The sequence below is a fragment of the Halomarina pelagica genome (assembly GCF_024228315.1).
GTDB lineage: Archaea > Halobacteriota > Halobacteria > Halobacteriales > Haloarculaceae > Halomarina > Halomarina pelagica.
Map to the genome: position 1 here is coordinate 2,358,563 of NZ_CP100454.1, position 23,970 is coordinate 2,382,532.

A 23,970-nucleotide genomic window follows, 5' to 3' on the forward strand; every position below is an offset into this window, starting at 1 on the left:
GGCGATCCCCGCGAAATCGGGGCACAACGCTCATATACGCCCGCCGTAGAGTGCCAATCGTGCGCAAACGTCGCCCCTGGTTCGCCGTCGCGCTCGCGTTCGTCTACCCCGGGCTGGGGCACGTCTACCTGCGGGAGTGGTTGCGCGCCCTGCTGTGGTTCCTGCTCACGGTCGCGACCGCCGTGCTCGTCGTCCCCGCGAGCGCGCTCGACGGCGGCAGCCTCGACGCCGTCCTCCGGGCGCAGCGGAACCTCCCGATCTCGGCGCTGCTGGCGATCCTCGCCGTGACGGCGTTCAGCATGTTCGACGCGTACCGGCTGGCCGCGCACGGCCGTGCGGCCGAGCGGTCCCGCCGCTCCGGTCGCCCCGGATCGACGCCGTCGGTCGCGTCCACCTCCTCCGGTGCGTCCGCGGATGTCGGCGGGAACGCGAGCGGAGACGCGAGCGCCGACACGCGCTGTCCGAACTGCCGTCGGACCGTCGAGGCGGGGTTCGACTTCTGCCCGTGGTGCGCGGCGGAGTTCGACGCGAACGGGTGAGTCACTGGTACATACGCATCGGTTGCGCCTGCGTGCTCTCCTCCTCGGCCTGTCGCATCCGCTGGGCGAGGCGCTCTCTCGCCTCCCGGATGTCCTCCGCCTGTTCGACCAGCGCCTCGACGTCCACCTCGACGCCGGTCAACGGCTTGACGCCGTGTTCGAGGATCGCCCGGGCGGCCTCGGGATCGGGGAACTGCGCGTCCGCCTCGGCGATGAGACCGACGCTCGTCAGTTCGCGCCTGTCCGCCTCGTACAGCAGCGCGCCGGTCGGCCCGCTGACGAACCCGGTCTCGGCGGGCGGGACGACGCCCGCGTCGTCGAGCAGCCGATCGCCGTCGCCCGTCGCGATGCCGTAGAGTTCGGGCGGACTGTCGCCCTTCTCGGTCGGAAGGCCGCTGAGGTAGAGCGGCGTCACGTCGTGCTCGGCCAACCAACTCGTGACGCAACTCGCGAACTCCGAGGCGCTCCGGGGGGAGACCGGGACGTCGCTCTGGAGGACGAGCAGGTCGCGCGCCTCGTCCGCGTAGAGCCGTACCGGCGGGCGCACCGCGGACGACTCGCCGCGATAGACCGCGACGCGCGGGATCCCGTCGCAGTGAACGGCGGCGTGATAGGTCATGTCGAGGGAGTCGACGAGGTAGTCGGCGGCGATCTTCCCGACGAGACCGACGCCCGGAAGCCCCTCGACGAGCGTCGGACTCGAGAGGGACAGCTCCGTCTTGACGGCGATATGTGCCATGTGCGAGCACACGGCCGGCTTCGGGTTAACGGTATGCCCGCCGTGCGCGGGCCGATGGAAACGCACAAACGCGCCCCCGTCCACTCGCGACCATGGTTCTCGAGCGCTACGAACCGCTCGTCGACGACGTCGAGGCCTTCCGGGCGGCCTGCGAGCGACCGCTCCCCTCGGTGGTCCGGGTCAACACCATCAAGACCACCGTCGAGCGCGCCACGCGTGCGCTCGCCGACGGCGGCCACGGCTTCGAACGGGCGGACTGGCTGCCGAAACTCCTCCGGCTCGACTCGCGGAGCCCGGGCACCTCGTGGCCCTACTTCCACGGCTGGCTCTACGGTCAGGAGGAGGTGAGCGCCCTCCCCGCGGTCGTGCTCGACCCGGAGCCGGGCGAGCGGGTGCTCGACCCCTGCGCCGCGCCGGGGAGCAAGACGACCCAGCTCGCCGCGCTGATGGACGACGAGGGCACGCTCGTCGCCAACGACAACAACCTCGGACGGCTCTCCGCCCTCCGGTCGAACGCGGAGCGCTGCGGCGTGACGAACCTCGCGGTCACCAACGGCGACGCGCGAAACCTCTCGCTGAAGCCGTTCGGGGGCGAGCCGTTCGACCGCGCGCTCGTGGACGTCCCCTGCTCGTGCGAGGGGACGATCCGGAAGAACCCCGACGCCTTCGACGACTGGAGCCTCGGTCACGTCCGCTCGATCGCCGGCATCCAGCGGGCGATCCTCCGGCGCGCCGTGCAGGTGACCCGGCCGGGCGGCACCGTCGTCTACTCGACGTGCACGTTCGCCCCCGAGGAGAACGAGGGCGTCCTCGACGCCGTCCTCCGCGAGGAGGACTGTCGGCTCGTCCCCTTCGAGGTCGACCTCGAGACGCGCCCCGGCGTCACCGAGTGGGAGGGCGAGCGGTACGACGAGTCGGTGCACCACGCCAAGCGCGTCTACCCGCACCTCAACGACACGGGCGGGTTCTTCTGCGCGAAGCTGGAGGTGGGTGCGTGACGGCCCCACGCGAAAACCGGAGCCACGAGTTCGACCGCGTCCCCGAGACCGACGCCGAGCGCGAGGTCGAGGGGCGTCCCTCCCGTCAGGCGGTCCTCGACTTCTGGGAGGAGCGCTTCGGCGTCCCGCCGGCGACCTTCGACGGCTACACCTTCTGGGAGAAGGGCGCGGGGAAGCTCTGGGCGTTCGCGGGCGACGTCCCCGCTCCCGCCACGGTCGAGGCGCTCGGGATGACCTTCCTGCGCGTCAGACAGGAGCACTGGAAGCCCACCACCGACGCCGTCCAGCGGTTCGGGCGACACGCGACGAGGAACGTCGTCCACCTGGACGAGGAGCGGGCGAGACGGTTCGTCGCCGGCGAGACGGTCGAACCCGACTGGAACGGCGACTGGGGGTACCTGATCGTGACCCACGACCTCGCGGGCGAACCGGAACCGATCGGCGTCGGCCTCTACCTCTACGACGAACTCCGCTCGCAGGTGCCGAAGGGTCGACGCCGGGAGATCGACTGAAACGATAGTTCATATAGGAGAGGGCGGCCAGAGCCCCCGTGTCCTGACGAGTCACCGCGCGGGGTTCCGCGGTTGCGCGACACGACCCCTCGCGTCCCGATCCGTCGCCTGTTCGCCCATCACCGCGCCTCCTTCTCGCGGACGGTCCCGCCGGACAGCCCGTCCCACTCCACGCGGTAGCCGAGCGCGGAGAGCGCCGCGCTCGCGTCGTCGATCCCCGCCTCCGCGAGAACCGCCTCGGCCTCGGACAGCGACATCCCCGGCTCGATCCGCCCGCGCAGGTCGTCGAGCACCGCCGGCCGCACGAGCGTCCGCCCCACGCGCTCGTGATCCGGGAACGACTTGCCCTCGACGGCGCTCTCGCTGACGCCGTACTCGGCGGCGAGTTCGGCGAGCGTCACCGCGTCGGCGTCGGGGACGAGGTCGTCGGGGAGGTCGGCCGCCGCGTCCGCCACGAGCGTCTCCTCGTAGCGCCGCAGCGCGTCGCGGACGTCCTTCACGCGGACGTTCCCCGAGTAGGGGACGACCCGGTGGTCGAGCGCCTCGATCTCCTCGCCGACGCCGAGGGACTCGTCCACCGCGACGACCAGTTCCACGTCCTCGAGATCCGCCAGTCGCGAGAGCTTCTTCTCGACGTACTCCGGCGTCCAGAAGCCCATTATCTCGAAGAACACGCGGAACGAGGAGTGCCGCCAGTCGAACGCGAAGTCGGGGATGACGACGTACGCGCCCGACTCGAGCGGTTCGGGCTCCCGCACCAGGTCCCAGTCCAGGTCGAGCGCCCGGAAGCGCGCCGCGAAGTCGGCCTCGACGCCGCTGTCGAAGGCCGGTTCCGCGAGCGGTTCGACGTTCGGCACCGTCACGTCGCCAGCGTCGAGTTCGAGCAGCCGCTCGGTGCCGCGGTCGTCGATGTCGGCCTCGAGGTACCACTCCGGGGCCGTCGCCACGGTCCGGAGGAGCCGCGCGAAGCGCGTCCCGTAGCGGCGCGACCGCCGAAAGAGCGCGTCCGGACCGGTGACGATCACCTCGCGCACGGGCGGTCCCGAGCGTCCGTCGGGCCGCGCGCGCTCGTCCGGCACCTTCCTGATCTCGTACATCAGCCGCAGGCGCTTGACCGCGGAGACGAGCGCCTTCGGGTCCGCGGTCCGGACGCGGACCTCCGTCGCGTCGAACAGCGCCGTCTGCGCCAGCGAGAGGTTGTACTGCGCGATCAGGTCCGCCGCCGACCACCGCGGCTCGAACGTCGCGAGCACCTGGCGGTCGTCCAGGTCGGCGTAGAGCGCGGCCTCGATCTCGTCGGGGGCGACGCCGAACCGGTCCGCCACCTCGCGGAGGACGGCCGCGCGCTCGTCGGACGTGACGACGCTCCGCTCCTCGGCCCGTCGGAAGACGGCGTCGCGGACGCGCTCGGGATCGACGGCCGCCCGCGTCTCGAACGTCGCCTCGCGGTCCAGGAGCTTCGCGAAGCCGCGGACCAGCTTGAACGCCCCGCCCTCGCGTTCGAGGTCCGTGAGCGCCGCCTCCAGCGTCGCCCGTGGCTCGTCGACGTGTTCCCGGTAGACGCCGAGGACGCGCTCGGCGAGCGGTTCGTCGTCCGCGTCGGCGAACAGCGGTCGGTAGCCGCCGCCCCGGCGCGAGACGCGGAGGAGGTCCTTCGTGAGCATCAGCGCCGCCTCCGCGCCACGTTCTCCTCCGCGGTCTCCTCGGTGACGACCTCGTACAGCAGCGCCCGCCCGACGCGGGACGGGGTCGCCTCGCCGGCATCCGTAGCGGCGGCTCCGGAGTCGCCGCCGTTCTTCGCGCTCTTCGCGTTCTTCGCGTTCTTCGGGCGGAGCACGCGCCCGAGGCGCTGGGTGAACTCGCGCTCGCTGCCGCTGCCGGAGAGGACGACCGCCACGTTCGCGTCCGGCACGTCCACGCCCTCGTCGAGGACGTTCGCCGTGACGACCCGCCGATAGCGCCCCTCGCGGAACCGTTCCAACACGTCGCGGCGCTCCGCCGTCCCGGTGTGGTGGGTGATCGAGGGGATGAGGAAGCGCTCGGAGAGGCGGTAGACGAGGTCCGTCGAGGCGGTGAAGACGATGACGCGGTCCTCGCGGTGGCGATCGAGGATCTCGGCGAGCGCCTCGACCTTCGCGTCGGCGTGCATCGAGATGTCGCGGGCGCGCTGCTTCGCCAGCAGCGCCTCGCGGGCGCGCGGATCGCTCCCCGAGCGCTTCACGAGTTCCTGGTAGTCGCTCCCCGAGCGCATCTGGATGCCCGAGCGGGCGAGGTAGTCGACGAACGTCCCCTGGGCCGCCTCGTACCGCTCGCGCTCCTCGGGCGTGAGTTCGACGCTCACGCGCTTGATGTCGTAGTGGGCGAGGTGCTCGCCGGCGAGGTCCTCCGGGTCGAGTCGGTAGACCCGCGGGCCGACGAGGTCCGCGACGACCTCGTGAGCGTCGTCGGGGCGCTCGAAGGTCGCGGTGAGTCCGAGGCGGGCGGGCGCGGCGAGCAGGCGGGCGATGTCGCGGTAGCCCTCGCCGCCGAGGTGGTGGACCTCGTCGAAGACGACGAGGCCGAAGCGGTCGCCGATCTCGTCGGCGCGGAGGTACGCCGAGTCGTACGTCGAGACGGTGAGCGCCTCGACCCGCTGCTCGCCGCCGCCCATCTGCCCGATCGGGCGGTCGAACTCCGCCGCGAGTTCCCGCCGCCACTGTTCGAGGAGGTCGATGGTGGGGACGACGACGAGCGTCGCGGTAGAGAGCGCCTCGATCGCCTTGATCGCGACGACGGTCTTCCCGCTCCCGGTCGGGAGTTCGAGCACCCCGCGATCGCGATTGTCGCGCCAGGCGTCGAGCGCCGCCCGCTGGTACTCGCGGAGTTCGTAACTCGAGGCGACGTCGAACGCGGGCGCGTCGAGCACGCGGTCCTCGAAGGGGAGGCCGCGGGCCTCGAGCGCCGCTCTCAGGGCGGCGTAGCGGTGGGCCGGCGCGCGACGGGTCTTCGTCCGCGGGTCGGCCTCGACGCCCGGCAGGGGGACGTCCTCGGGGCCGTCGACGCGGATGGTCCCGTCCTCGAACGCGAGGGTGAACACGGGAGAAACGCGGCGTTCAACGCTCTTGTCGATTACGGGACGGCTCCGTCCTCGGCGCGAATCCGGTGGGTTTACTCGCCCGCCGACCCACCCTCTCGGCAATGAGTGACGACGAGCAGTCTCCGCGGGAACGGGAGCGAGAACGAGTCGAGGAGTCGGCTGATTCCGACGAGGCCAGCGACCCCGGCGAGATCGACGGCGGTGGGGCGAACGGGACCGGCGAGTCGGCAGAGGCGGTCGACGCTGACCCCGTCGAGGGGGGCAACGACGGACCCGTCGACGAGTCGTCGACGGAAGGACCGGACGGCGACCTCGTCGAGCGCGTCGAGTCGGCGGCCCCCGAACAGCTCGCCCGCGAGATCGACGCGCTGCGCTCCCGGACCGACGAACTGGAGGCGGAACTCGACGAGCGCGACGCGCGGATCGAGGAACTCGAATCGAAGCTCAAGCGCGCGCAGGCGGACTTCAGGAACTACAAGAAGCGCCAGGAACGCCGCCGCGAGCAGGAGCGACGGCGCGCCACGGAGGACCTCGTCGTCCGCCTCGTGGACGTGCGGGACAACCTCCGGCGCGGACTGGAGCAGGAGGGCGACATCCGCGAGGGCGTCGAGTCCACGCTGCGACTGTTCGACGACGTCCTCGAATCGGAGGACGTGACCGAGATCGCGCCCGAACCGGGCGAGAGCGTCGATCCCCAGCGCCACGAGGTGCTGATGCGCGTCGACAGCGACCGACCGGAGGGGACCGTCGACGACCTCTACCAGCCGGGCTACGAGATGGCGGAGAAGGTCATCAAGCCGGCACAGGTCACGGTGTCCGACGGGAACGACGAATAGCACTTCTGTTTATACTTCGCGGTTGTCCCTCGACGCGTTTTCGGAAAACCGCACGACGGCGATACGGTGGGGGTGAGGGCCTGTGGACGAGATTCAGCAAGGTTTAACGGGCGGACGACAGTAGGTGGAGGTAACATGGCGAGTAACAAGATTCTCGGTATCGACCTCGGTACCACCAACAGCGCGTTCGCGGTGATGGAGGGCGGCGACCCCGAGATCATCGTGAACGCGGAGGGGGATCGCACCACCCCCTCGGTCGTCGCGTTCACGGACGACGAGCGGCTCGTCGGTCGCCCCGCGAAGAACCAGGCGATCCAGAACCCCGAGCGGACCATCGCCTCCATCAAGCGCCACATGGGCGATGAGGACTACACCGTGGAGATCGACGGCTCCTCGTACACGCCCGAGCAGATCTCGGCGATGATCCTCCAGAAGATCAAGCGCGACGCCGAGGAGTACCTGGGCGACGAGATCGAGAAGGCCGTCATCACCGTCCCCGCGTACTTCAACGACAAGCAGCGCCAGGCGACGAAGGACGCGGGCGAGATCGCGGGCTTCGAGGTCGAACGCATCGTCAACGAGCCGACCGCCGCCTCGATGGCCTACGGTCTCGACGACGACGCGGACCAGACCGTCCTCGTCTACGACCTCGGCGGGGGCACCTTCGACGTCTCCATCCTCGACCTCGGGGGCGGCGTCTACGAGGTCGTCGCCACCAACGGGGACAACGACCTCGGCGGCGACGACTGGGACCAGGCGATCATCGACTGGCTGGCCGAGGAGTTCGAGGCGGAACACGGGATCGACCTCCGCGAGGACCGCCAGGCGCTCCAGCGGCTCAAGGACGCCGCCGAGGAGGCGAAGATCGAACTCTCCTCACGCAAGGAGACCTCGATCAACCTCCCGTTCATCGCGGCGACGGACTCCGGCCCGCTCAACCTGGAGACGAAGCTCACCCGCGCGAAGTTCGAGTCGCTCACCCGCGACCTCGTCGAGCGCACCGTCGAGCCGACCGAGCAGGCGCTCGCCGACGCGGGCTACTCGAAGTCCGACATCGACGAGGTGATTCTCGTGGGCGGGTCGACCCGCATGCCGATGGTCCAGGAGCAGGTCGAGGAGCTGACGGGGCAGGAGCCGAAGAAGAACGTCAACCCGGACGAGGTCGTCGCGCTCGGCGCGGCCATCCAGGGCGGCGTCCTCGGCGGCGAGGTGGACGACATCGTCCTGCTCGACGTGACGCCCCTCTCGCTCGGCATCGAGGTCAAGGGCGGCCTGTTCGAGCGACTCATCGAGAAGAACACGACCATCCCGACCGAGGAGTCGAAGATCTTCACCACGGCGGCCGACAACCAGACCAACGTCCAGGTGCGCGTCTTCCAGGGCGAGCGCGAGATGGCGAACCAGAACGAGCTGCTGGGCGAGTTCCAGCTCGCCGGTATCCCGCCCGCACCTGCCGGCACGCCCCAGATCGAGGTGACGTTCAACATCGACGAGAACGGCATCGTGAACGTCGAGGCCGAGGACAAGGGGTCGGGCAACGCCGAGTCCATCACCATCGAGGGCGGCGCGGGCCTCTCCGACGAGGAGATCGACCGCATGCAGCGCGAGGCCGAGGAGCACGCTGAGGAGGACAAGGAGCGCCGCGAGCGCATCGAGGCGCGCAACGACGCCGAGAGCGCCGTCCAGCGCGCGCGCACCCTCCTGGAGGAGAACGAGGAGAACGTCTCCGACGACCTCCAGTCGGACATCGAGGCCGCCATCGAGGACCTCGAGGGGACGCTCGAGGACGAGGACGCGAGCACCGAGGACCTCCGCGAGGACACCGAGGCGCTCTCGAAGGAACTCCAGGAGATCGGTAAGCAGATGTACCAGCAGCAGGCCGCGCAGGCCGGCGGTGCCGGACCGGGCGCGGCGGGCGCGGATCCCGGTGCGGGCGGTGCCGGCCCCGGCGCGGGCCAGGAGTCGGAGTACGTCGACGCCGACTTCGAGGACGTGGACGACGACGAGGAGCAGTAACGGCGCGTCGAACTGTCGAATCTCGTTTTCGCCCTCTGTGAGATCGACGTCTTGCTGTAGCTCTGCACCATCCCGGACCCCTCACGGTGACTCCCCTGTGCGTGCGACTTCCGCGGTTTCGCATCCTGCGCACTCTCGTCGCCAACGACGAACTGAGCGCCGCCAAGCTCAAATCGGCGGTCGACGTCGAACCCCACAACTTCCACTACCACCTCGACGAACTGGTCGACGTCGGGCTCGTCGACAAGCGCCAGCGACGCACCGCCGACAGCCAGGGTTTCTACACGTACTACCGGCCGACCGCGATGGGGCGTGGCATCCTCAAGCACGGCGTCGAGGAGTTAATGCGTCGCGAACGCGAGTTCAACGACGCGTATTCGTGATCGGATTTCACCAGCCTCCTTGACCAACGAGGCTGATGAACGAGAGTTCTCAGTTGATCACTACCTAGAAGAAGCTCTGTCTCTGTGCGACTGCCGCCGTTGCTCGGGAGAGGGGGACCTCAAACCGACAAAAACGTCGCCCTCGTTCACCTCACTGAACGAAGCCCGCCGATCCCGCCCCGATGTGCTCCTACCGCCCCACGAACTCCGGTTCCTCCTTCCCGAAGAACGCCGCGTAGCCGCGCTCGTAGTCCTCCGTGCGGGTCGCGCCGGCGATGGCGTCCGTCTCGGCGGCCAGCTGTCCCGCCAGCCCGCGCTCGAAGCTCTCGGTCAGGAGGCGCTTGGTCGCGCCGAGGGCCCCCGTCGGCCCGCTCGCGAGGCGCTCCGCGTAGTCGGCGACGCGCTCGTCGAACTCCGCGGCGGGGACGCTCTCGGTGACGAGTCCCAGTCCGACGGCGTAGTCGGGGTCGATCGGCTCGTCGAGGAGGGCGATCTCCTTCGCGCGGCGGAGGCCGACGAGCCGCGGCAGCCAGAACGTCGAGCCGCCGTCGCCGGTGAGCCCGATGCGCCCGTAGGCGTACTCCAGGCGCGCTTCGTCGCTCATCACGACCACGTCGCCCGCGAGCGCGAGGCTGAAGCCCGCTCCCGCGGCGACGCCGTTGACGCCGACGACCAGGGGCGTCTCCGCCTGGTGGAGCTGGAGGATCGCGTCGTGGAGCGACGAGGCCAGGCGGCGCAGTTCGGGGGCGTCCCGCTCGTCGCCGTCGAGTCCCGCGAGGTCCGCGCCCGCGCAGAAGACGCCGTCAGTCCCGGTGAGGACCAGACACCGGATCGCGTCGTCCTCGCTCAACTCGGTGGCGGCGTGGACGAGTTCGTCGCCCATCGTCGGGTTGATCGAGTTGAAGTCGCTCGTGCTGTCCATCACGATCCGCCCCGCGGCATCGTCGCGCTCGACGCGCAGGTTCTCGTAGTCGTCGGTGATCTCGGCCATGTCCCGTCGTACAACTACGGCTGAAATAAAACAACTGGAACAGTCCCGGAACGGCTATCGTCGCGTCCGCTGTTCGAACGGTATGGGTTCCCGTCCGGAGTCGATCGGTTACGGCGCGCCGTACGAGTTCTCCTACCCCCGGCGGCGGCTGCAGGCCGCCGGGCTCGCCGCGACGGTCGTCGCCATCGTCCTGGGGACCGTCGTCGCGGCGCTTCCACGCGGCGGTGAGATCGAGTTCGCCGTCGAGACCGCGTCGTTCGTCGGGCTTCTCGGTTCGTTCGTCGCGACGATCGTCGTCCACGAGGGCGTCCACGCCATCGCCGCCCGGGCGCTCGGTTACCGGGTCGCCTTCGGCGTCGACCGGCGGCTGCCGGGCGTGTACGCCGCCGCGTTCGGGCAGATCGTCACCCGGCGCGACCAGGTGCTGATCGCGCTCGCGCCGCTGGTCGTCGTCGACGCGCTCGCCGTCGCGCTGCTCGCTCTCGGCGACGGTCCGCTGGTCGGCGTCGGGTTCGTCGCGTTCGTCGTGAACACGGCTGGGGCGGTGGGCGATCTGTACGTGACGTGGCGCGCCGCGGGGCTCCCCCGGGGATCGGTGTTCTACGACGTGAGCGCGACGGAGATGTACGTCTTCGAGCCGGAGGGGGCGTCCTGATCGGTCGGGGCGGTCGTCGTGGCGACCGCCCCGACCCACGTTCTACCCGACGGTCGTCCGCTCACTCCGCCTCGTGGAGCCGTTCGCCGCGGTGCAGTCGCGTCGCGATGGAGAACGTCTGTTCGGCCTCCCGCCGGGTCGGGAAGTGCGCCGCCATGTAGCGGGCGGTGGCCATCAGCGCGAGGCGGCGCTCCCCGTCCTCCTCGACCGCCTCGAACCGGCGGAACGCGGCCTCGACGTTCTGGAGGGTGTGGAACCCGGCGTCCTCGCGCAGCAGGCCGCGGCCGAGCGTCCGCTTCAGGTCGTCCGGGTCACCACCCAAATCGAAGTACTCGCTCACGAGCGCCGCCGCGCGGTTGACCCGCCCCTGCTCGTCGAAGCACGACAGCAACTCCTCGCGGATCTCGCCCGGGTCGCGGTCGGACTCGCCCGGCGTCGGGAGGGGCGCGCGCGGGGTGTTGAGGAACCGGTCGAGGTAGACGCTCATCGCGGCGTCGAAGCAGCCGCGGTAGAGTTCGACCGCGTCGGTCCGCAGCGTCGCCCGGTGGACCGCGTTGGCGTAGGTGAACGTGTGGTGGACGGTGTTCCAGTCGGAGAACTCGTTGTTCGTCGCGAAGTACGCCACCCGCCGGGTCGCCGCGCGCGCCACGGCGTCTGCGAGCTGCGTCGTCGTCGCGCCCTCGCGGATCGCGTCGGTCAGCGCGTCGACGATCGCCTCGGGATCGTCCGAGAGGAGCCTCTCGACGAACCCGTCCGGGCGCTCCCACGCTCTCCCCTCCCCCGCCGCGACGAGGTCGGGCAGCAGGTCGTGCGCGTCGAAGCACAAGGAGGCGATGTCGACCGGCTGTCGCCACGAGGACAGTTCCTCGGAGCGGGTCGCGCCGGTCAGCTGTCGCACCGTCGAGGCGAGGACGGCGTCGGCGTGGTCGTCGAACCCGACGTGATCGAGCGTCTCGAACGCCTTGTTGACGAAGTCGAGCGTGTGTCCCGCGTTCAGATAGAGGTGGTCCGTCGCGGCGGTGAACAGCACGTCCGCGACGGCTTCCTCCTCGAGGTTGGCGAGCGCGGTCAGGAGGACGCGCTCCGCGCCGTCTGCGTCCCGGACCTCCACGCAGTCGCGGAACCACTCCTTCAGTCGCTCCTTCGGGAGGTCGCGGTTGTCGAAGGCGTACTGCCCGAAGCGCGGCGGTTCGCCCGCGGCCTCGGCGGCCACCTCGCGCACGCCGAGGAACATCGCGCGGCGCTTGTCGCGCCCGCCGACGTCCGCGTGGAGGTTCGCCATGCAGCCGAGGGTGGTCAGGCCGCGCCCCCACCCCATCTCGCGGTAGCGGGTGCCGAAGTTGACGGCGGTCTCGATCGGCGTGTGGAACCCGTCGACCTGCGATTCGTTCCCCTCGCCGCCCGTTCGCTCGGGATCGCCCGGTCGTTCGGGGTCGCTCCGCGCCGTGCGGCCCGCCTCGTCGAGGCCGATGACGGCCTTCGCCATCACCAGCCGGAGGTTCTCGTGGAGACCGTCGGCGAGGCGATTGCGCCAGTGGACGGCGGGCGGCACGTCCGGTTCGGGGTCCGGATCGATGAGGACGCGCCCGTCGCGCACCTCGACGGGGAACGTCTGCACGTCGTCCGCCCAGATGTCGAACGTGTCGCCCGCCTCCAGTTCGAAGCGCGCGTGGTGCCAGTGGCAGGTGAGGATGCCGTCCTCGACGGTGCCCCGGGTGAGCGGAAAGCCCATGTGCGGACAGCGGTTGTCGACCGCGTACACCTCGCCCTCGTGGTGGAACAGCGCGACCGCCCGCCCGTCAGCGCCGACGACCGCCGTCCCGTCCCGCTCCAGATCCGCGAGGTCCGCGACCGCGACGTACTCGGAGTCAGTCCCCGACTCGGATTCGGTTGCCATGCGCTCACGTCCGCCGTCCGTGGGGAAAACCGTTCCCTGAACCCGATTTTTGTATCGGATCTGACGTGAGTCGCTTCCGTTCTTTTGAAGTGTAACAACGTCATACCACGTTCCAACGAATGAGCGAGGACTTCTACGAGGTGCTCGGCGTCTCGCGCGACGCCGACGAGGACGAGATCAAGCGGGCCTATCGGCGCAAGGCGGCCGAGTACCACCCGGACGTGAGCGACGAGCCGGACGCCGAGGAGAAGTTCAAGCGCGTGAAGAAGGCGAAGGAGGTGCTCATGGACGAGCAGAAGCGCGCGGCCTACGACCGGATGGGCCACGACCGCTTCGAGCAGGCGGAGAAGCGCGGCGGCTTCGACGGCGCGGGGGGCGGCGGTGGCGATCCCTTCGGTGGCATGGGCGGGATGGGCGGCGGTGCCGGGAGCCCCTTCGACGACATCTTCGAGCAGTTCTTCGGCGGCGGTGGCGGCGGTCGGCGCAGCGGCCCGCGGCAGGGGCAGGACCTCCAGACGAGTCTGACGATCGACCTCGAGGACGCCTACCACGGGCTGAACCGGCAGATGACGGTCACCCGTCCCGAGACCTGTCCCGACTGCGACGGCCGGGGTCACCCGCCCGATGCGGACGCGCAGACCTGCCCCGCCTGCGACGGCCGGGGCCAGCAGACGCGCGTCCAGCAGACGCCCTTCGGGCGCGTCCAGCAGTCCCAGACCTGCCGGCAGTGTGGCGGCGAGGGGACGCTCTACTCCGAGACGTGCTCGACGTGCGACGGCGACGGGCGCGTCCTGCGCGAGGCGACGCTCACCGTCGAGGTGCCGGCGGGCATCCGCGACGGCCAGACGCTCCGCATGGACGGCGAGGGCGCGCCGGGCGAGCGCGGCGGCCCGAACGGCGACCTCCTCATCGAGATCACGGTCGAACCGCACCCCGACTTCGAGCGCGACGGCGACGACCTGCTCTACCGCCTGCCCATCTCCTTCCCGCAGGCGGTCTTCGGCGACGAGGTGACGTTCGAGACGCTCGACGGCTCGGTGTCGATGGACGTGCCCGAGGGCACCCAGAGCGGCGAGACGTTCCGCCTCCGGGGGAAGGGGATGCCACGCCTGAAGCGCCGCGGCCACGGCGACCTCTTCGTCAAGGTGCAGGTCGTCACGCCGGAGCAACTCAGCCGGGAGCAGCGCGAGGCGCTCGAGGCCTTCGCCGAGGCCGGCGGCGAGGAGATCGACGTGAAGGAGGGCTTCTTCGAGCGGATCCGGAACAGTTTCTAAAGCACCTTTCCCTTCGTCGGGTTGGCTCGCTCGCCAACCATTCCTCGAAAAATCTGTTCTGCGAAGCCGCGCTTCGCAGCAGCAGCGAGACGCGAAGCGTCTCGCCAGCCACCAAAAAAAGCCGCGGACGCGGAGCGTCCGCGGTGAACCGCGCCGCTTCGCGGCGCGGACGCTGGCGGGGCCACCGGGAGCGAAACGGATCGTTCCCGTCCTACTTCCCGCTCCCCGGCGTCTCCCCCTCCGCCAACCGCGCCTCGTACTTCGAGAGCGCCGCGTCCAGCGCCGCGCCCGCGTCGAGATCTACCTCCTCCGCGAGCGCGAGGAGCGCGAAGAGGGCGTCCCCGAGTTCGTCGTCCGCGATCGCCACCGCCTCGGGGTTCGCCCCGTAGCCCGTCGAGGTGTTCACCTCCTTCGCCAGTTCGCCCAGTTCCGAACAGAGGTCGAGCAGGCGGTAGGCGGTCGGTGCGTGCAGGTCGTGGGCGGCGAGAAACTCGGCGACGCGCTCCTGTTCGTCCATGCCTCCCGATCGGCGCGTCGGAGCACTTCATCGACCCGATTTTCTCCCCGGCGCGCGAACGCCGCGCATGGACGATCTCCCGCGGGTCCTCGGCGACCTCCTCGCCCGCGAGCGTCGGAGCGACGCGCCGGCCCTGCTCGCGCCGGCGCTCGGCCGGGCGTACGACTACCACCGCCTCTGTACGAACGCCTGGAAGACGGGCAACTTCCTGCGCCTCCTCGGCGTCCGCGAGGGGGCGACCGTCGCCGTCGGGGACGACCCGACGCCGGAGGCCGTCCTCGCCTTCCTCGGGGCGGGCCTGCTCGGTGCGGCGGTCCGCTTCGACCCGCCGCGCCGGGTGGACGACCGCGCGCTCGTCACGCCGCTCGCGCGCGCCGCGGAGCACGCGGTCGGGCCGTCGACGAAGCGCGTCGTCTACGGCGACCCGCCCGACGATCCGCGCGTCTCGTACTTCGAGCGGGACGTCTGGAGCGAGAACCCGACCGAACCGCCGGACGCGGTGTCGCCCGACGCGGCGCTCCTGTGCGGATCGGGCGGCGAGTACTCCCACCGGGAGGTGCTCGCCGCCGCCCGCCGCGTCGCCGACCGACTGGGCCTCGCGAGCGACGACCGCGTGGCGGTTCGCGCCCCGCTGGCGGATCCGGGGACCGTCGTCGCGGGGCTCGTCGCGCCGCTGTTCGTCGGCGCGGCGGTGCTGTTTCCGGACGAGGCGACGACCGGGACGGCGGCGGTCGCCGAGGGGAAGGCGCCCGAGGGGAACGCGGTCGCGCCGGCGGACGTGTTCGAGTTCGAATAGTCGGACGGAGGGAACGAGGGGGCGGCGGAAGGGCGGCGTCAGGCGTGCGGCAGGCCGAGGAAGACGGTCATCGTGATCGCCATCACGACGAACCCGGCGAGCATGGCGATCGTGGAGTAGCCGATGATGTCGCGGGCGCGGAGGTCGGCCAGCGCGAGCAGCGGGAGCGCCCAGAACGGCTGGATCATGTTCGTCAGCTGGTCGCCCATCATCTCGATGACGACGGCCGTGTACAGCGGCATGCCGAGCTGCTGGGTGGTTTCGAGGAGGATCGGCCCCTGCGCGACCCACTGGCCGCCGCCGGAGGGGATGAAGACGTTCATGATGCCGGCGCTGATCAGCCCGATGACCGGCCACGTGAGGGGGGTGGCGAAGCCGGCGAAGAAGTTCGCGATGGTGACGCCCAGCGCCGTCCCCGCCACGATGCCCGAGATGCCCGCGTAGAACGGGAACTGGAAGATGATCCCGGCGACGTTCTCGACGGACTCCTCCATCTGCTCGACGATCCCCTCGGGCGTCTTCCAGAGGACGATCGCGCAGAACAGGAAGAACGCGTTGATGCTGTTGAGCGAGAGGCTGGCGATGCCAGTCCCCTCGATGAACCAGGCGTTGACGAAGTAGTACGCCGGGAAGACGGCGATGATCAGCGTGAGGATCACGGAGTTGTTCAGCCGATCCGCGGGGGTCATTCGGTCGGTGAGCGACGGCTCGACGGGGTCCTGTCGCGCGACCTCGGCACCGCCGTCGGCGACGGTCCCCTCCTTCCGGTTGGGTGCCATCTCCTCGACGACGGTGTCGGGCAGCCCGCGGATCTTCTCCTCCGAGTCCGGGTGGAGCATCGCCATCACGAGCGGGACGACGATCAGCAGCAGGGCGACCGTAACGAGGTTCACCGTGCTCCCGATGGTCTGTGAGAGCGGGATGCCGTTCGGCGTGTACGTCTGGAACGCCTTCGGGAGGGTCTCGGGCGACGCCATGATCAACCCGGAGGAGGTCGTCAGCCCGGAGTGCCAGATCATCAGCCCGGTGTACCCGGCCGCCGCGAGCAGCGGATAGTGGAGCGTGAGGCCGTTCTTCTGTCCCTGGTAGGTGACCTGCCGGGCCATCACCGCGCCGACGATGAGGCCGAGACCCCACGAGATCAGCGCCGAACACATCGTCACGAACGCGGTGAACGCGACGGCCGTCGGCCGCGACGACGGGAGGCCGGCGATGCGCTCGAGGAAGCGCGTGACCGCGGGCGACTTCGCGATGGCGTCGCCCGTCATCAGGATGATGGCGAACTGCGCCATGAACGTGAGGAACGTCCAGACGCCGTCGTACCAGGCGTCGAGGGTCTCGACCGGCCCGGCTCCGACGCTGATCGCCCCGAGGAACGCCAGGGCGGTCAGGACGATGACGAACACGTACGGGTCCGGCATGTACTTCAGCGAGACGTCCGCGAACTTCCCCCCTAATCGTCTGATGGGACTCGTGAGCGACATGGTCGGTGATACCGCGTCACAGGTGACTTGACGCCCCCTAAAAGAACTTTCGGCACGTTGTGGATCGTGGAAACGTTAATCCGATGTTTCAGCGCAGTGAACGCGATTTCTGCGCCGACATCTGTACCGGAATCTGATGGATCTCGCCCTCGACGTCCGGATGGTTTTTGCTCCTCGGCACCCGTGGTCTACGCCGTGCGTTCCCGTCTCGCATCCAGCGTGTACTACGGCTGGGTCGTCGCCGCGTGCTGCTTCGTCGTCACCGGCGTGCTCTTCGGGATGACCTACTCCTTCAGCGTCTTCTACGACTCGCTGCTCGCCGCGTTCGACGCCTCGCCCGCCCGCGTCTCGCTCGTCTTCGGCGTCCAGACGTTCGTCATCTACGTCGGCGCGGCGCTGCTCGGCGCGGCGCTCGATCGGTTCGGGCCCCGGCGGATGCTGCTCGCGGGGACCGTCCTGCTCGCGGGCGGCCTGTACGGCACCGCGATCAGCGACTCGTACGCGACGCTCGTGGTCGCCTACGGCCTCGTCACCGGCCTCGGGATGGGCCTCCTCTACCTGGTGGCGTACGCCGTCGTCCCCCACTGGTTCGGCCGGCGGCGGGGCGCGGCGACCGGGTTCGCGAGCGCCGGCCTCGGCGTGGGCATGCTCGTCATCGCCCCCGCGTCCGCGGAGCTCATCGCCCGCTACGGCTGGCGCGGCACGTTTCGCACGCTCGCGGTCGCCCTCGCCGCCGTCCTGCTCGTCGCCGTCGCGCTGCTCGCCGACTCGCCGCGCGAGGTGGGCGCGGACCCCTCGCGGGAGTTTCCCGAGGGTCGTCCCGCCGCCGACGGTCGCCCCGCCTCCGACGGCGGGGCGACCGCGACGTCCGCCGAGCGCGCGTGGGCGACGGTCCGCTCCCTGCCCTTCCTCCTCGTCGTCCTCGGGTGGACGCTCATCTACGCGCCGCTGTACGTCCTCGTCAACCACGTCGTTCCCTTCGCCGCGACCGTCGGCGCGGAGTGGGCGGGCGTCCTCGCCATCAGCCTCGTCGGCCTGACGACCAGCGGCGCGCGCCTCGGCATCGGCGTCGTCTCCGACCGCCTCGGCCGGGTCCGCATCTTCGTGACCTGCTCCGCGCTGATGGGCGTCGCGCTGCTCGCCCTGCCGTTCGCCCGCGCGCCGCTCGCGCTGCTCGGGGTCGCCGCCCTCTTCGGCCTGAGCTACGGCGGCAACGGCGCGCTGCTCTCGCCGCTCGTGGCGGACCTGTTCGGGGCCGACCGGCTCGGCACGCTCTACGGACTCGCGTCCGTCGCCTTCGCCGTCTCGGGGCTGCTCGCCTCGCCGCTGGCGAGCCTCGGCTACGGGACGCTCGGGACGTATCTCCCCGTCTTCCTCGTCACCGGGGTCGTCGGGATCGCCGGCGCGGCCTGCATCGCCGGGGCGGGGCGGCTCAGGGGCGTGACGTGACCGGTCCCCGACGCGCCGGTAGCGCCCGCCGCGTCTACCGCGCCCACCGCCCCGAACGCCTCCCCGCGCCCACTGCGCCCACCGCACCTACCGCACCTACCGCGCCTGCTCGACCTCGTCGATGGCGTCGGGGTTCTCGATGGAGGACATGTCGCCGAGGTCCTCGCCGGTGTAGGTCGCCTGGATGGCCCGGCGGATGATCTTGCCCGACTGGGTCTTGGGGAACTCGTCGACGAACAGCACCTCCCGCGGCCGGAACGGCTTGCCCAGCTCCTCGCCGACCTGCTCGCGCAGCTCCGCGCGCAGGTCGTCCGACTCCTCGATCCCCTCCTCTAAGATGACGTAGGCGACGACCGCGGTGCCGGTCGTCTCGTCCGGCGCGCCCACGGCGGCGGCCTGGTTGACGGCGGGGTGGTCGATGAGCGCGCCCTCGACCTCGGCGGGGCCGACCTTGCGGCCGGCGACGTTGAGCGCGTCGTCCGCGCGGCCGTGGAGGAACCAGAAGCCGTCCTCATCCTGCTGGGCCCAGTCGCCGTGGTCCCACATCGGTGGGTCCTCGAACGTCGACCAGTAGGTCTCCAGGTAGCGCTCGTCGCCGTCCCAGAGGCTCTTGGTCATCGAGGGACAGGAGTCGCGCGCGACGAGGAAGCCCCGCTCGTGGTCGTCGGCGACGGACTCGCCCGCGGCGTTCACGATGTCCACGTCCATGCCGAGGCCGGGCTTGCCGAGCGTGCAGGGCTTGAGCGGCATGCCGGGCAGCGGCATGAGGAAGCAGCCGCAGATCTCGGTCCCCCCGGAGATGTTGATGATGGGGATCTCGCCGCCGCCGATGTTCTCGTAGAACCACAGCCACGACTCGGGGTCCCACGGCTCGCCGGTGGAGCCGAGCAACCGCAGCGAGGAGAGGTCGTGGCCCTCGACCCAGTCGTCGCCTTTCTTGCGCAGCGCGCGAATCGCGGTGGGCGAGATGCCGAACACCGAGAGTTCGTGGCGGTCGATCATCTCCCAGAAGCGGTCCGGCTCGGGGTAGTCCGGCGCGCCCTCGTACATGAAGACCGTCCCGCCGAAGGTGTGGTTGCCGATCAGCGTCCACGGCCCCATCATCCAGCCGATGTCCGACACCCAGAAGAACCGATCCGAGTCCCTGTGATCGAACCCGAAGTAGATCTCCTTGGCCGTCTGTAGCTGGATCCCCGCGTGGGTGTGGACGATCCCCTTCGGCTTCCCGGTCGTCCCCGACGAGTAGAGCAGCATCGACTCCTGGCTCGCGTCCAGTTCCTTCGTCTCGTACTCGTCGGACCGCGTCTCGACGGCCTCCACCCACCGTTCGTCGCGCCCGTCGTTCCACGGCACGTCCGCGCCGAGGCGCTCGAAGACGATCGTGTGCTCGACGTGGCCGGCCTGTTCGATCGCCTCGTCGGCGGTCCCCTTCAGGAGCACCTCCTTGCCGCGGCGGTAGAAGCCGTCGCCGGTGAAGAGGACCGAGCACTCCGAGTCGGCGATGCGGGTGGCGGTGGCGTCCACGCCGAAGCCCGAGAAGATGGGGACGGCGATCGCACCGACCTTGAAGCAGCCGTAGAGGATCGAGACGACCTCGGGCACCATCGGCATGTACAGCCCGACCGTGTCGCCCGTCCCGACGCCGCGCTCCTCGAGCGCGTTGGCGACCTGGTTCGACTGGCGGCAGAGTTCGTGGTAGGTCACCTCACGAACACCGTCGGACGAGTCCGACGAGCCTCCGCTCGCTTCGCTCGCGGAGACCCCTCCGTCCTCACCCTCCCAAATGACGGCGACCTTGTTCCGTCGCTCGTCGTCGACGGCCGCGTGGCGGTCGACCGTGTTGTGCGCGACGTTGAGCGATCCGCCGACGTACCACCGGGAGAACTGCGGACCGTCGGAATCGTCCCGGACGGCGTCGTAGTCCTCGTACCACTCGATCCCGAGGTAGTCGGAGAGGACGTCCCAGAACCACTCGACGTCCCGGCTCCGCTCGATCAACTCGTCGTAGGTGTCGATGTCGAACTCGCGCATGAACGCGGCGACGTTCGTCGACTCGACCGTCTCCTCGGACGGTTCGTAGACGATCTCGTCCAGATCCGGCAGGGAACTCATGGCCGACTGTGTAACCGCCGGGGGCAAGTAGGTTTCTGCGCTCGGGGGAGCGCTCGGCCCCGACGAGGACGGCGCGGTCCCCGCCGTCGGTAAACCCTTTTGCCACTTCGCGAGCAACTAGCACGCATGTACGTCCGGGACGCGAAAAACCGAGAGGAGGTCTGGCTGCTCGACCACATCGAGGCGATGGACCTCGACGAGCGCGCGTTCCGGTCCCGGGACTACGTCGTCGCCATCGACGAGGAGTCGAACGTGAAGACGGGGTTCGGACGCATCCGCATCCACGCGGGCGACGAGGAGGACCGGCCGCGCAGCGCGAGCGGTCGCCGCTCGCGCGCGGGCGACTACTGCGAGATAACGAGCATCGGCGTCCTCGACGGGTGGCGGGGGCAGGGCGTCGGCGCGCACGTCGTCGAGCGCCTCGTCTCCACGGCGCGCGATCGCGGCTTCGACGAGGCGTACGTGCTCACCGACCAGCCGAACTACTTCACGCAGTTCGGCTTCCGCGGCGTCGCGGCCGACGCGCTACCCGAGGTACTGCGCGAGCGCCTCGAGGAGAAGCGCGAGGCGTCCGACGAGCGGGTCGTCGCGCTCGCGATCGACACCGACCGGTTCCGCATGCCGGAGACGCTGCGCGAACGGTTCAAGGTCGCGGCCGAGGACCGCGAGGCGGAGCCACAGGAGGCGGCGGAGGACTTCGGCATCGACCCCGACACGGCCACGTACAAGTACGACACCGGTCGTTGATCGGCCGTCGACCGGTCCGCGCTCGCTCCCGTCGCCCTCCGGACCGAACGCGTCCGCCGAGCGGGGCGTGGTACGGTCACGTCCCGCCAAGGATTAAGCCCGCCGCCCGCCACGTTCGACGCATGTTCGACGAGGACGATCTTCAGCGGATACGGGCGGAGCGCGAGGAGTGGGAGGCGGAGACGCTCGCGCCCACGCTCGATCGGTTCGGCGAGCGCCGGGAGTCGTTCACCACCGACACCGACGGCCGCGAGGTCGACCCCCTCTACACGCCCGAGGACGTCGCGGAGCAGGACTACGTCGCTGACGTCGGCTTCCCGGGCGAGGAACCGTACACGCGCGGCGTGTACCCGACCATGTACCGCGGACGGCTGTGGACGATGCGCCAGTACGCGGGCTTCGGCACCGCCGAGGAGACCAACGAGCGCTTCCACTACCTGCTCGATCAGGGGCAGACCGGTCTCTCGATGGCGTTCGACCTCCCGACGCAGATGGGATACGACTCCGACGACGCCATGGCCGCCGGCGAGGTGGGCAAGTCGGGGGTCGCGATCGACTCGCTTCACGACATGGAGACGGTCTTCGACGGCATCCCGCTCGACGAGGTCTCGACGAGCATGACGATCAACGCGCCCGCCTCCGTGCTGCTCGCCATGTACATCGCCGTCGGCGACCGCCAGGGCGTCCCCCGCGAGGAACTGCGCGGCACCATCCAGAACGACGTGCTGAAGGAGTACATCGCCCGCAACACCTACATCTACCCGCCGGGGCCGTCGATGCGGATCATCACTGACATCTTCGAGTTCTGCGCCGAGGAGGTGCCGAGCTTCAACACCATCTCCATCTCGGGCTACCACATCCGCGAGGCCGGCTCCTCCGCGGCCCAGGAGATCGCGTTCACCCTCGCCGACGGCGTCGAGTACGTCGAGGCGGCCGTGGACGCCGGACTGGACGTGGACGACTTCGCCCCCCAGCTCTCCTTCTTCTTCGCCTCCTACAACAACATCCTGGAGGAGGTCGCGAAGTTCCGCGCCGCCCGGCGGATGTGGGCGACGATCATGGAGGAGCGCTTCGGCGCGGAGGACCCGAAGTCGAAGCAGCTCAAGTTCCACACGCAGACGGCGGGCTCCACCCTCACCGCCCAGCAGATCGAGAACAACGTCGTCCGGGTCGCCTACCAGGCGCTCGCGGCCGTCCTCGGCGGGACGCAGTCGCTCCACACCAACGGGAAGGACGAGGCGCTCTCGCTGCCCACCGAGAAGTCCGTCAGGACGGCCCTCAGGACCCAGCAGATCCTCGCCCACGAGTCCGGCGCGGCCGACACCATCGACCCGCTCGCCGGGAGCTACTACGTCGAGACGCTCACCGACGAGCTGGAGGCGGAGGCGTTCGATCTCCTGGGGGAGATCGACGAGCGCGGCGGGATGCGCCGCGCCATCGAGGAGCAGTGGGTCCAGCGACAGATCCAGGACGTCGCCTTCGAGCGCCAGCGCGAGATCGACGAGGGAGAACGCATCATCGTCGGCGTCAACGCCTTCGAGGCAGACGAGGAACCCGAGGAGGATATCGAGGAGGTCGACGAGGAGGACGAGCGCCGCCAGCGCGAGCGCCTCGCCGCCGTGCGCGAGGACCGCGACGAGGAGGAGGTCGCGGCGGCCCTCGACGCGCTCCGAAACGCCGCCGCCGGCGACGAGAACGTCATGCCGCGCATCGTCGACGCGGTGAAGGCCTACGCGACGACCGGCGAGATCTGCGACGCCATGCGCGACGTGTTCGGGGAGTACAACCCGGGGCTCTGACCGGGGTCCGCGTCGGTTTTATCCTCCCGCCGCGCGCACGTCGATCCATGCACTTCGATCACGCCGGCATCGCCACCGGCGACGCAGACGCGCTCGCGTCGCTGTACTGCGAGCTGTTCAGCACGCGCATCGCCCACGAGGAGGAGTTCGACGGCCTCCGCGTGCTCTTTCTCGATCTCGGCGAGAGTTACTTCGAGTTGCTGGAACCCGTAGAGGAGGGGACGATTCAGCGCTACCTCGATCGGAACGGACCGGGCATCCACCACCTCGCGGTCGCGACGGAGGACATCGAGGCGGCGCTCGCGCGGGCGAAGACGATGGGTATCGACCTCATCGACGAGGAGCCACGTCCCGGCGCGTGGGGCCACGACGTGGCCTTCCTCCACCCGAAGTCGACCGGCGGCATCCTGATCGAGTTCGTGCAACACTGAGCCCTCGCTCGGCGCTGGCGCGCCTCGCTCGCCCTCAGTATTCCGCCAGACCTGCACTGCGCGAGTCCGCGCGGTCGCGGCCCGGCGGTCGTGATCCCACCGTCCCTCTCCTCCCGCCGTCTCCGCTCTCGCTCCGTGGAATTGCGCGAAAGATACAAACCCCCGGACTCCGTGCCTACGTGTGCCAACCCGCCTCAAAACCTTGTTCACCGATGATCCTACCTGCCCCACGGCCCGCCGGAGCGGCCGACGAGCGAGCGATACGAACCGACCCCGACGGCCCTTCCTGTGACGACACGCCGGACCCTCGCGGCGTCACGGAGGGATGAACTCCGACGACGCTCCGAGCGGGAACGGGGAGGGGTTCCCGCTCGATCGCGCGGACGATCGGCGCCTCGCCGACGAGAACCGCTGGTTCGTCCAGGGACGACTGCACCTCCCCGAGTACACGACGGGCTGTTACCACGAGCGACTCGACGACTGCTGCTGGCTGTGCTTCTTCCGCATCACGTCGAGCACCCTGCGGCGGGCGCTCCGTCGATAGTCGGTACGCTCTTCCGCCGCAGTCGCGTTCGTGTTCGTGGCCGTTGGTCCGCGAGACAGCCGGCCCGCGTGAGCCACCACGCGGGCGCTTCCCACCGAGCGAAACGCCCGAGAGGCTGGTCTGTCTCTACCTGTTAGCAGGTATTAACCGGAGATAGTTATCGGTCCCGAACGAC

22 protein-coding genes are annotated in these 23,970 nt (G+C 70.0%); 14 read left to right on the forward strand and 8 right to left on the reverse strand.

The genetic code is table 11. The features are described from left to right. Nucleotides 1–59: 59 nt before the first annotated feature. The gene (locus NKI68_RS12235) at nt 60–539 is read left to right on the forward strand and encodes a DUF7575 domain-containing protein (protein WP_254543379.1); all 480 of its coding nucleotides are present in this window, start codon (nt 60–62) and stop codon (nt 537–539) included. A 1-nt stretch (nt 540) separates the two neighbouring features. Here NKI68_RS12235 and NKI68_RS12240 read toward each other — a convergent pair whose 3' ends face one another. Further along, nucleotides 541–1,278, reverse strand: a complete 738-nt coding sequence (locus tag NKI68_RS12240; protein ID WP_254543380.1) for a proteasome assembly chaperone family protein — start codon at nt 1,276–1,278, stop codon at nt 541–543. A gap of 92 nt (nt 1,279–1,370) precedes the next feature. On the opposite strand from NKI68_RS12240, the gene NKI68_RS12245 reads away from it, so the two are divergent. Together NKI68_RS12245 and NKI68_RS12250 are read left to right on the forward strand one after the other, a co-directional pair. After that, nucleotides 1,371–2,276 carry an RsmB/NOP family class I SAM-dependent RNA methyltransferase gene (locus tag NKI68_RS12245; protein WP_254543381.1) on the forward strand — a complete coding sequence of 302 codons (906 nt, stop codon included), beginning with the start codon at nt 1,371–1,373 and terminating at the stop codon, nt 2,274–2,276. After that, a complete protein-coding gene (locus NKI68_RS12250) occupies nt 2,273–2,788 on the forward strand; it encodes a DUF7122 family protein (RefSeq protein ID WP_254543382.1) in 516 nt (171 codons plus the stop codon). Before NKI68_RS12245 ends, NKI68_RS12250 begins: the two co-directional genes overlap by 4 nt. A gap of 119 nt (nt 2,789–2,907) precedes the next feature. Here NKI68_RS12250 and NKI68_RS12255 read toward each other — a convergent pair whose 3' ends face one another. Continuing rightward, nucleotides 2,908–4,452 (reverse strand): DUF790 family protein, encoded by a 1,545-nt coding sequence (locus NKI68_RS12255; protein ID WP_254543383.1) that lies wholly within the window; start codon nt 4,450–4,452, stop codon nt 2,908–2,910. Continuing rightward, a complete protein-coding gene (locus tag NKI68_RS12260; protein WP_254543384.1) occupies nt 4,452–5,864 on the reverse strand; it encodes a DEAD/DEAH box helicase family protein in 1,413 nt (470 codons plus the stop codon). Before NKI68_RS12260 ends, NKI68_RS12255 begins: the two co-directional genes overlap by 1 nt. A gap of 101 nt (nt 5,865–5,965) precedes the next feature. On the opposite strand from NKI68_RS12260, the gene NKI68_RS12265 reads away from it, so the two are divergent. From NKI68_RS12265 to NKI68_RS12275, 3 genes are all read left to right on the forward strand, one after another. Further along, a complete protein-coding gene (locus tag NKI68_RS12265; RefSeq protein ID WP_254543385.1) occupies nt 5,966–6,700 on the forward strand; it encodes a nucleotide exchange factor GrpE in 735 nt (244 codons plus the stop codon). Between the two features lie 135 nt (nt 6,701–6,835). Next, nucleotides 6,836–8,716 (forward strand): molecular chaperone DnaK, encoded by a 1,881-nt coding sequence (dnaK, locus tag NKI68_RS12270; protein ID WP_254543386.1) that lies wholly within the window; start codon nt 6,836–6,838, stop codon nt 8,714–8,716. Between the two features lie 62 nt (nt 8,717–8,778). Continuing rightward, nucleotides 8,779–9,099, forward strand: coding sequence for a winged helix-turn-helix domain-containing protein (locus NKI68_RS12275; RefSeq protein ID WP_438267802.1), 321 nt, complete (start codon nt 8,779–8,781; stop codon nt 9,097–9,099). Nucleotides 9,100–9,289: 190 nt separating this feature from the next. Here the strand turns inward: NKI68_RS12275 and NKI68_RS12280 are convergent, their stop codons facing one another. Next, nucleotides 9,290–10,090, reverse strand: coding sequence for an enoyl-CoA hydratase/isomerase family protein (locus NKI68_RS12280; protein ID WP_254543388.1), 801 nt, complete (start codon nt 10,088–10,090; stop codon nt 9,290–9,292). 82 nt (nt 10,091–10,172) lie between these two features. Between NKI68_RS12280 and NKI68_RS12285 the strand changes: the two genes are divergently transcribed. Then, nucleotides 10,173–10,745, forward strand: a complete 573-nt coding sequence (locus tag NKI68_RS12285) for a DUF3267 domain-containing protein (protein WP_254543389.1) — start codon at nt 10,173–10,175, stop codon at nt 10,743–10,745. 61 nt (nt 10,746–10,806) lie between these two features. Here NKI68_RS12285 and NKI68_RS12290 read toward each other — a convergent pair whose 3' ends face one another. Next, a complete protein-coding gene (locus NKI68_RS12290) occupies nt 10,807–12,642 on the reverse strand; it encodes a Rieske (2Fe-2S) protein (protein WP_254543390.1) in 1,836 nt (611 codons plus the stop codon). A 119-nt stretch (nt 12,643–12,761) separates the two neighbouring features. Between NKI68_RS12290 and dnaJ the strand changes: the two genes are divergently transcribed. Next, nucleotides 12,762–13,916, forward strand: coding sequence for a molecular chaperone DnaJ (gene dnaJ, locus NKI68_RS12295; RefSeq protein WP_254543391.1), 1,155 nt, complete (start codon nt 12,762–12,764; stop codon nt 13,914–13,916). A 211-nt stretch (nt 13,917–14,127) separates the two neighbouring features. Here the strand turns inward: dnaJ and NKI68_RS12300 are convergent, their stop codons facing one another. Beyond that, nucleotides 14,128–14,433 (reverse strand): MazG-like family protein, encoded by a 306-nt coding sequence (locus tag NKI68_RS12300; protein WP_254543392.1) that lies wholly within the window; start codon nt 14,431–14,433, stop codon nt 14,128–14,130. A 67-nt stretch (nt 14,434–14,500) separates the two neighbouring features. Here NKI68_RS12300 and NKI68_RS12305 point away from each other — a divergent pair, with 67 nt between their 5' ends. Beyond that, on the forward strand, nt 14,501–15,229 hold the full coding sequence (locus NKI68_RS12305; protein ID WP_254543393.1) for an AMP-binding protein: 729 nt from the start codon (nt 14,501–14,503) through the stop codon (nt 15,227–15,229). Nucleotides 15,230–15,267: 38 nt separating this feature from the next. Here NKI68_RS12305 and NKI68_RS12310 read toward each other — a convergent pair whose 3' ends face one another. Beyond that, nucleotides 15,268–16,713: a TIGR00366 family protein gene (locus NKI68_RS12310; RefSeq protein WP_254543394.1), complete on the reverse strand. Its 1,446-nt coding sequence runs from the start codon at nt 16,711–16,713 to the stop codon at nt 15,268–15,270. A gap of 195 nt (nt 16,714–16,908) precedes the next feature. On the opposite strand from NKI68_RS12310, the gene NKI68_RS12315 reads away from it, so the two are divergent. Continuing rightward, on the forward strand, nt 16,909–18,162 hold the full coding sequence (locus NKI68_RS12315) for an MFS transporter (RefSeq protein ID WP_254543395.1): 1,254 nt from the start codon (nt 16,909–16,911) through the stop codon (nt 18,160–18,162). A gap of 96 nt (nt 18,163–18,258) precedes the next feature. Here NKI68_RS12315 and NKI68_RS12320 read toward each other — a convergent pair whose 3' ends face one another. Continuing rightward, complete coding sequence (locus NKI68_RS12320) at nt 18,259–20,274, reverse strand: AMP-binding protein (protein WP_254543396.1); 2,016 nt, start codon at nt 20,272–20,274, stop codon at nt 18,259–18,261. A 126-nt stretch (nt 20,275–20,400) separates the two neighbouring features. Here NKI68_RS12320 and NKI68_RS12325 point away from each other — a divergent pair, with 126 nt between their 5' ends. From NKI68_RS12325 to NKI68_RS12340, 4 genes are all read left to right on the forward strand, one after another. Next, on the forward strand, nt 20,401–21,021 hold the full coding sequence (locus NKI68_RS12325; protein ID WP_254543397.1) for a GNAT family N-acetyltransferase: 621 nt from the start codon (nt 20,401–20,403) through the stop codon (nt 21,019–21,021). Between the two features lie 122 nt (nt 21,022–21,143). Next, the gene (locus NKI68_RS12330; protein ID WP_254543398.1) at nt 21,144–22,820 is read left to right on the forward strand and encodes an acyl-CoA mutase large subunit family protein; all 1,677 of its coding nucleotides are present in this window, start codon (nt 21,144–21,146) and stop codon (nt 22,818–22,820) included. A gap of 47 nt (nt 22,821–22,867) precedes the next feature. Then, nucleotides 22,868–23,251, forward strand: a complete 384-nt coding sequence (gene mce / locus NKI68_RS12335; protein WP_254543399.1) for a methylmalonyl-CoA epimerase — start codon at nt 22,868–22,870, stop codon at nt 23,249–23,251. A 325-nt stretch (nt 23,252–23,576) separates the two neighbouring features. Next, the gene (locus tag NKI68_RS12340) at nt 23,577–23,795 is read left to right on the forward strand and encodes a hypothetical protein (RefSeq protein ID WP_254543400.1); all 219 of its coding nucleotides are present in this window, start codon (nt 23,577–23,579) and stop codon (nt 23,793–23,795) included. Nucleotides 23,796–23,970: the final 175 nt, after the last annotated feature.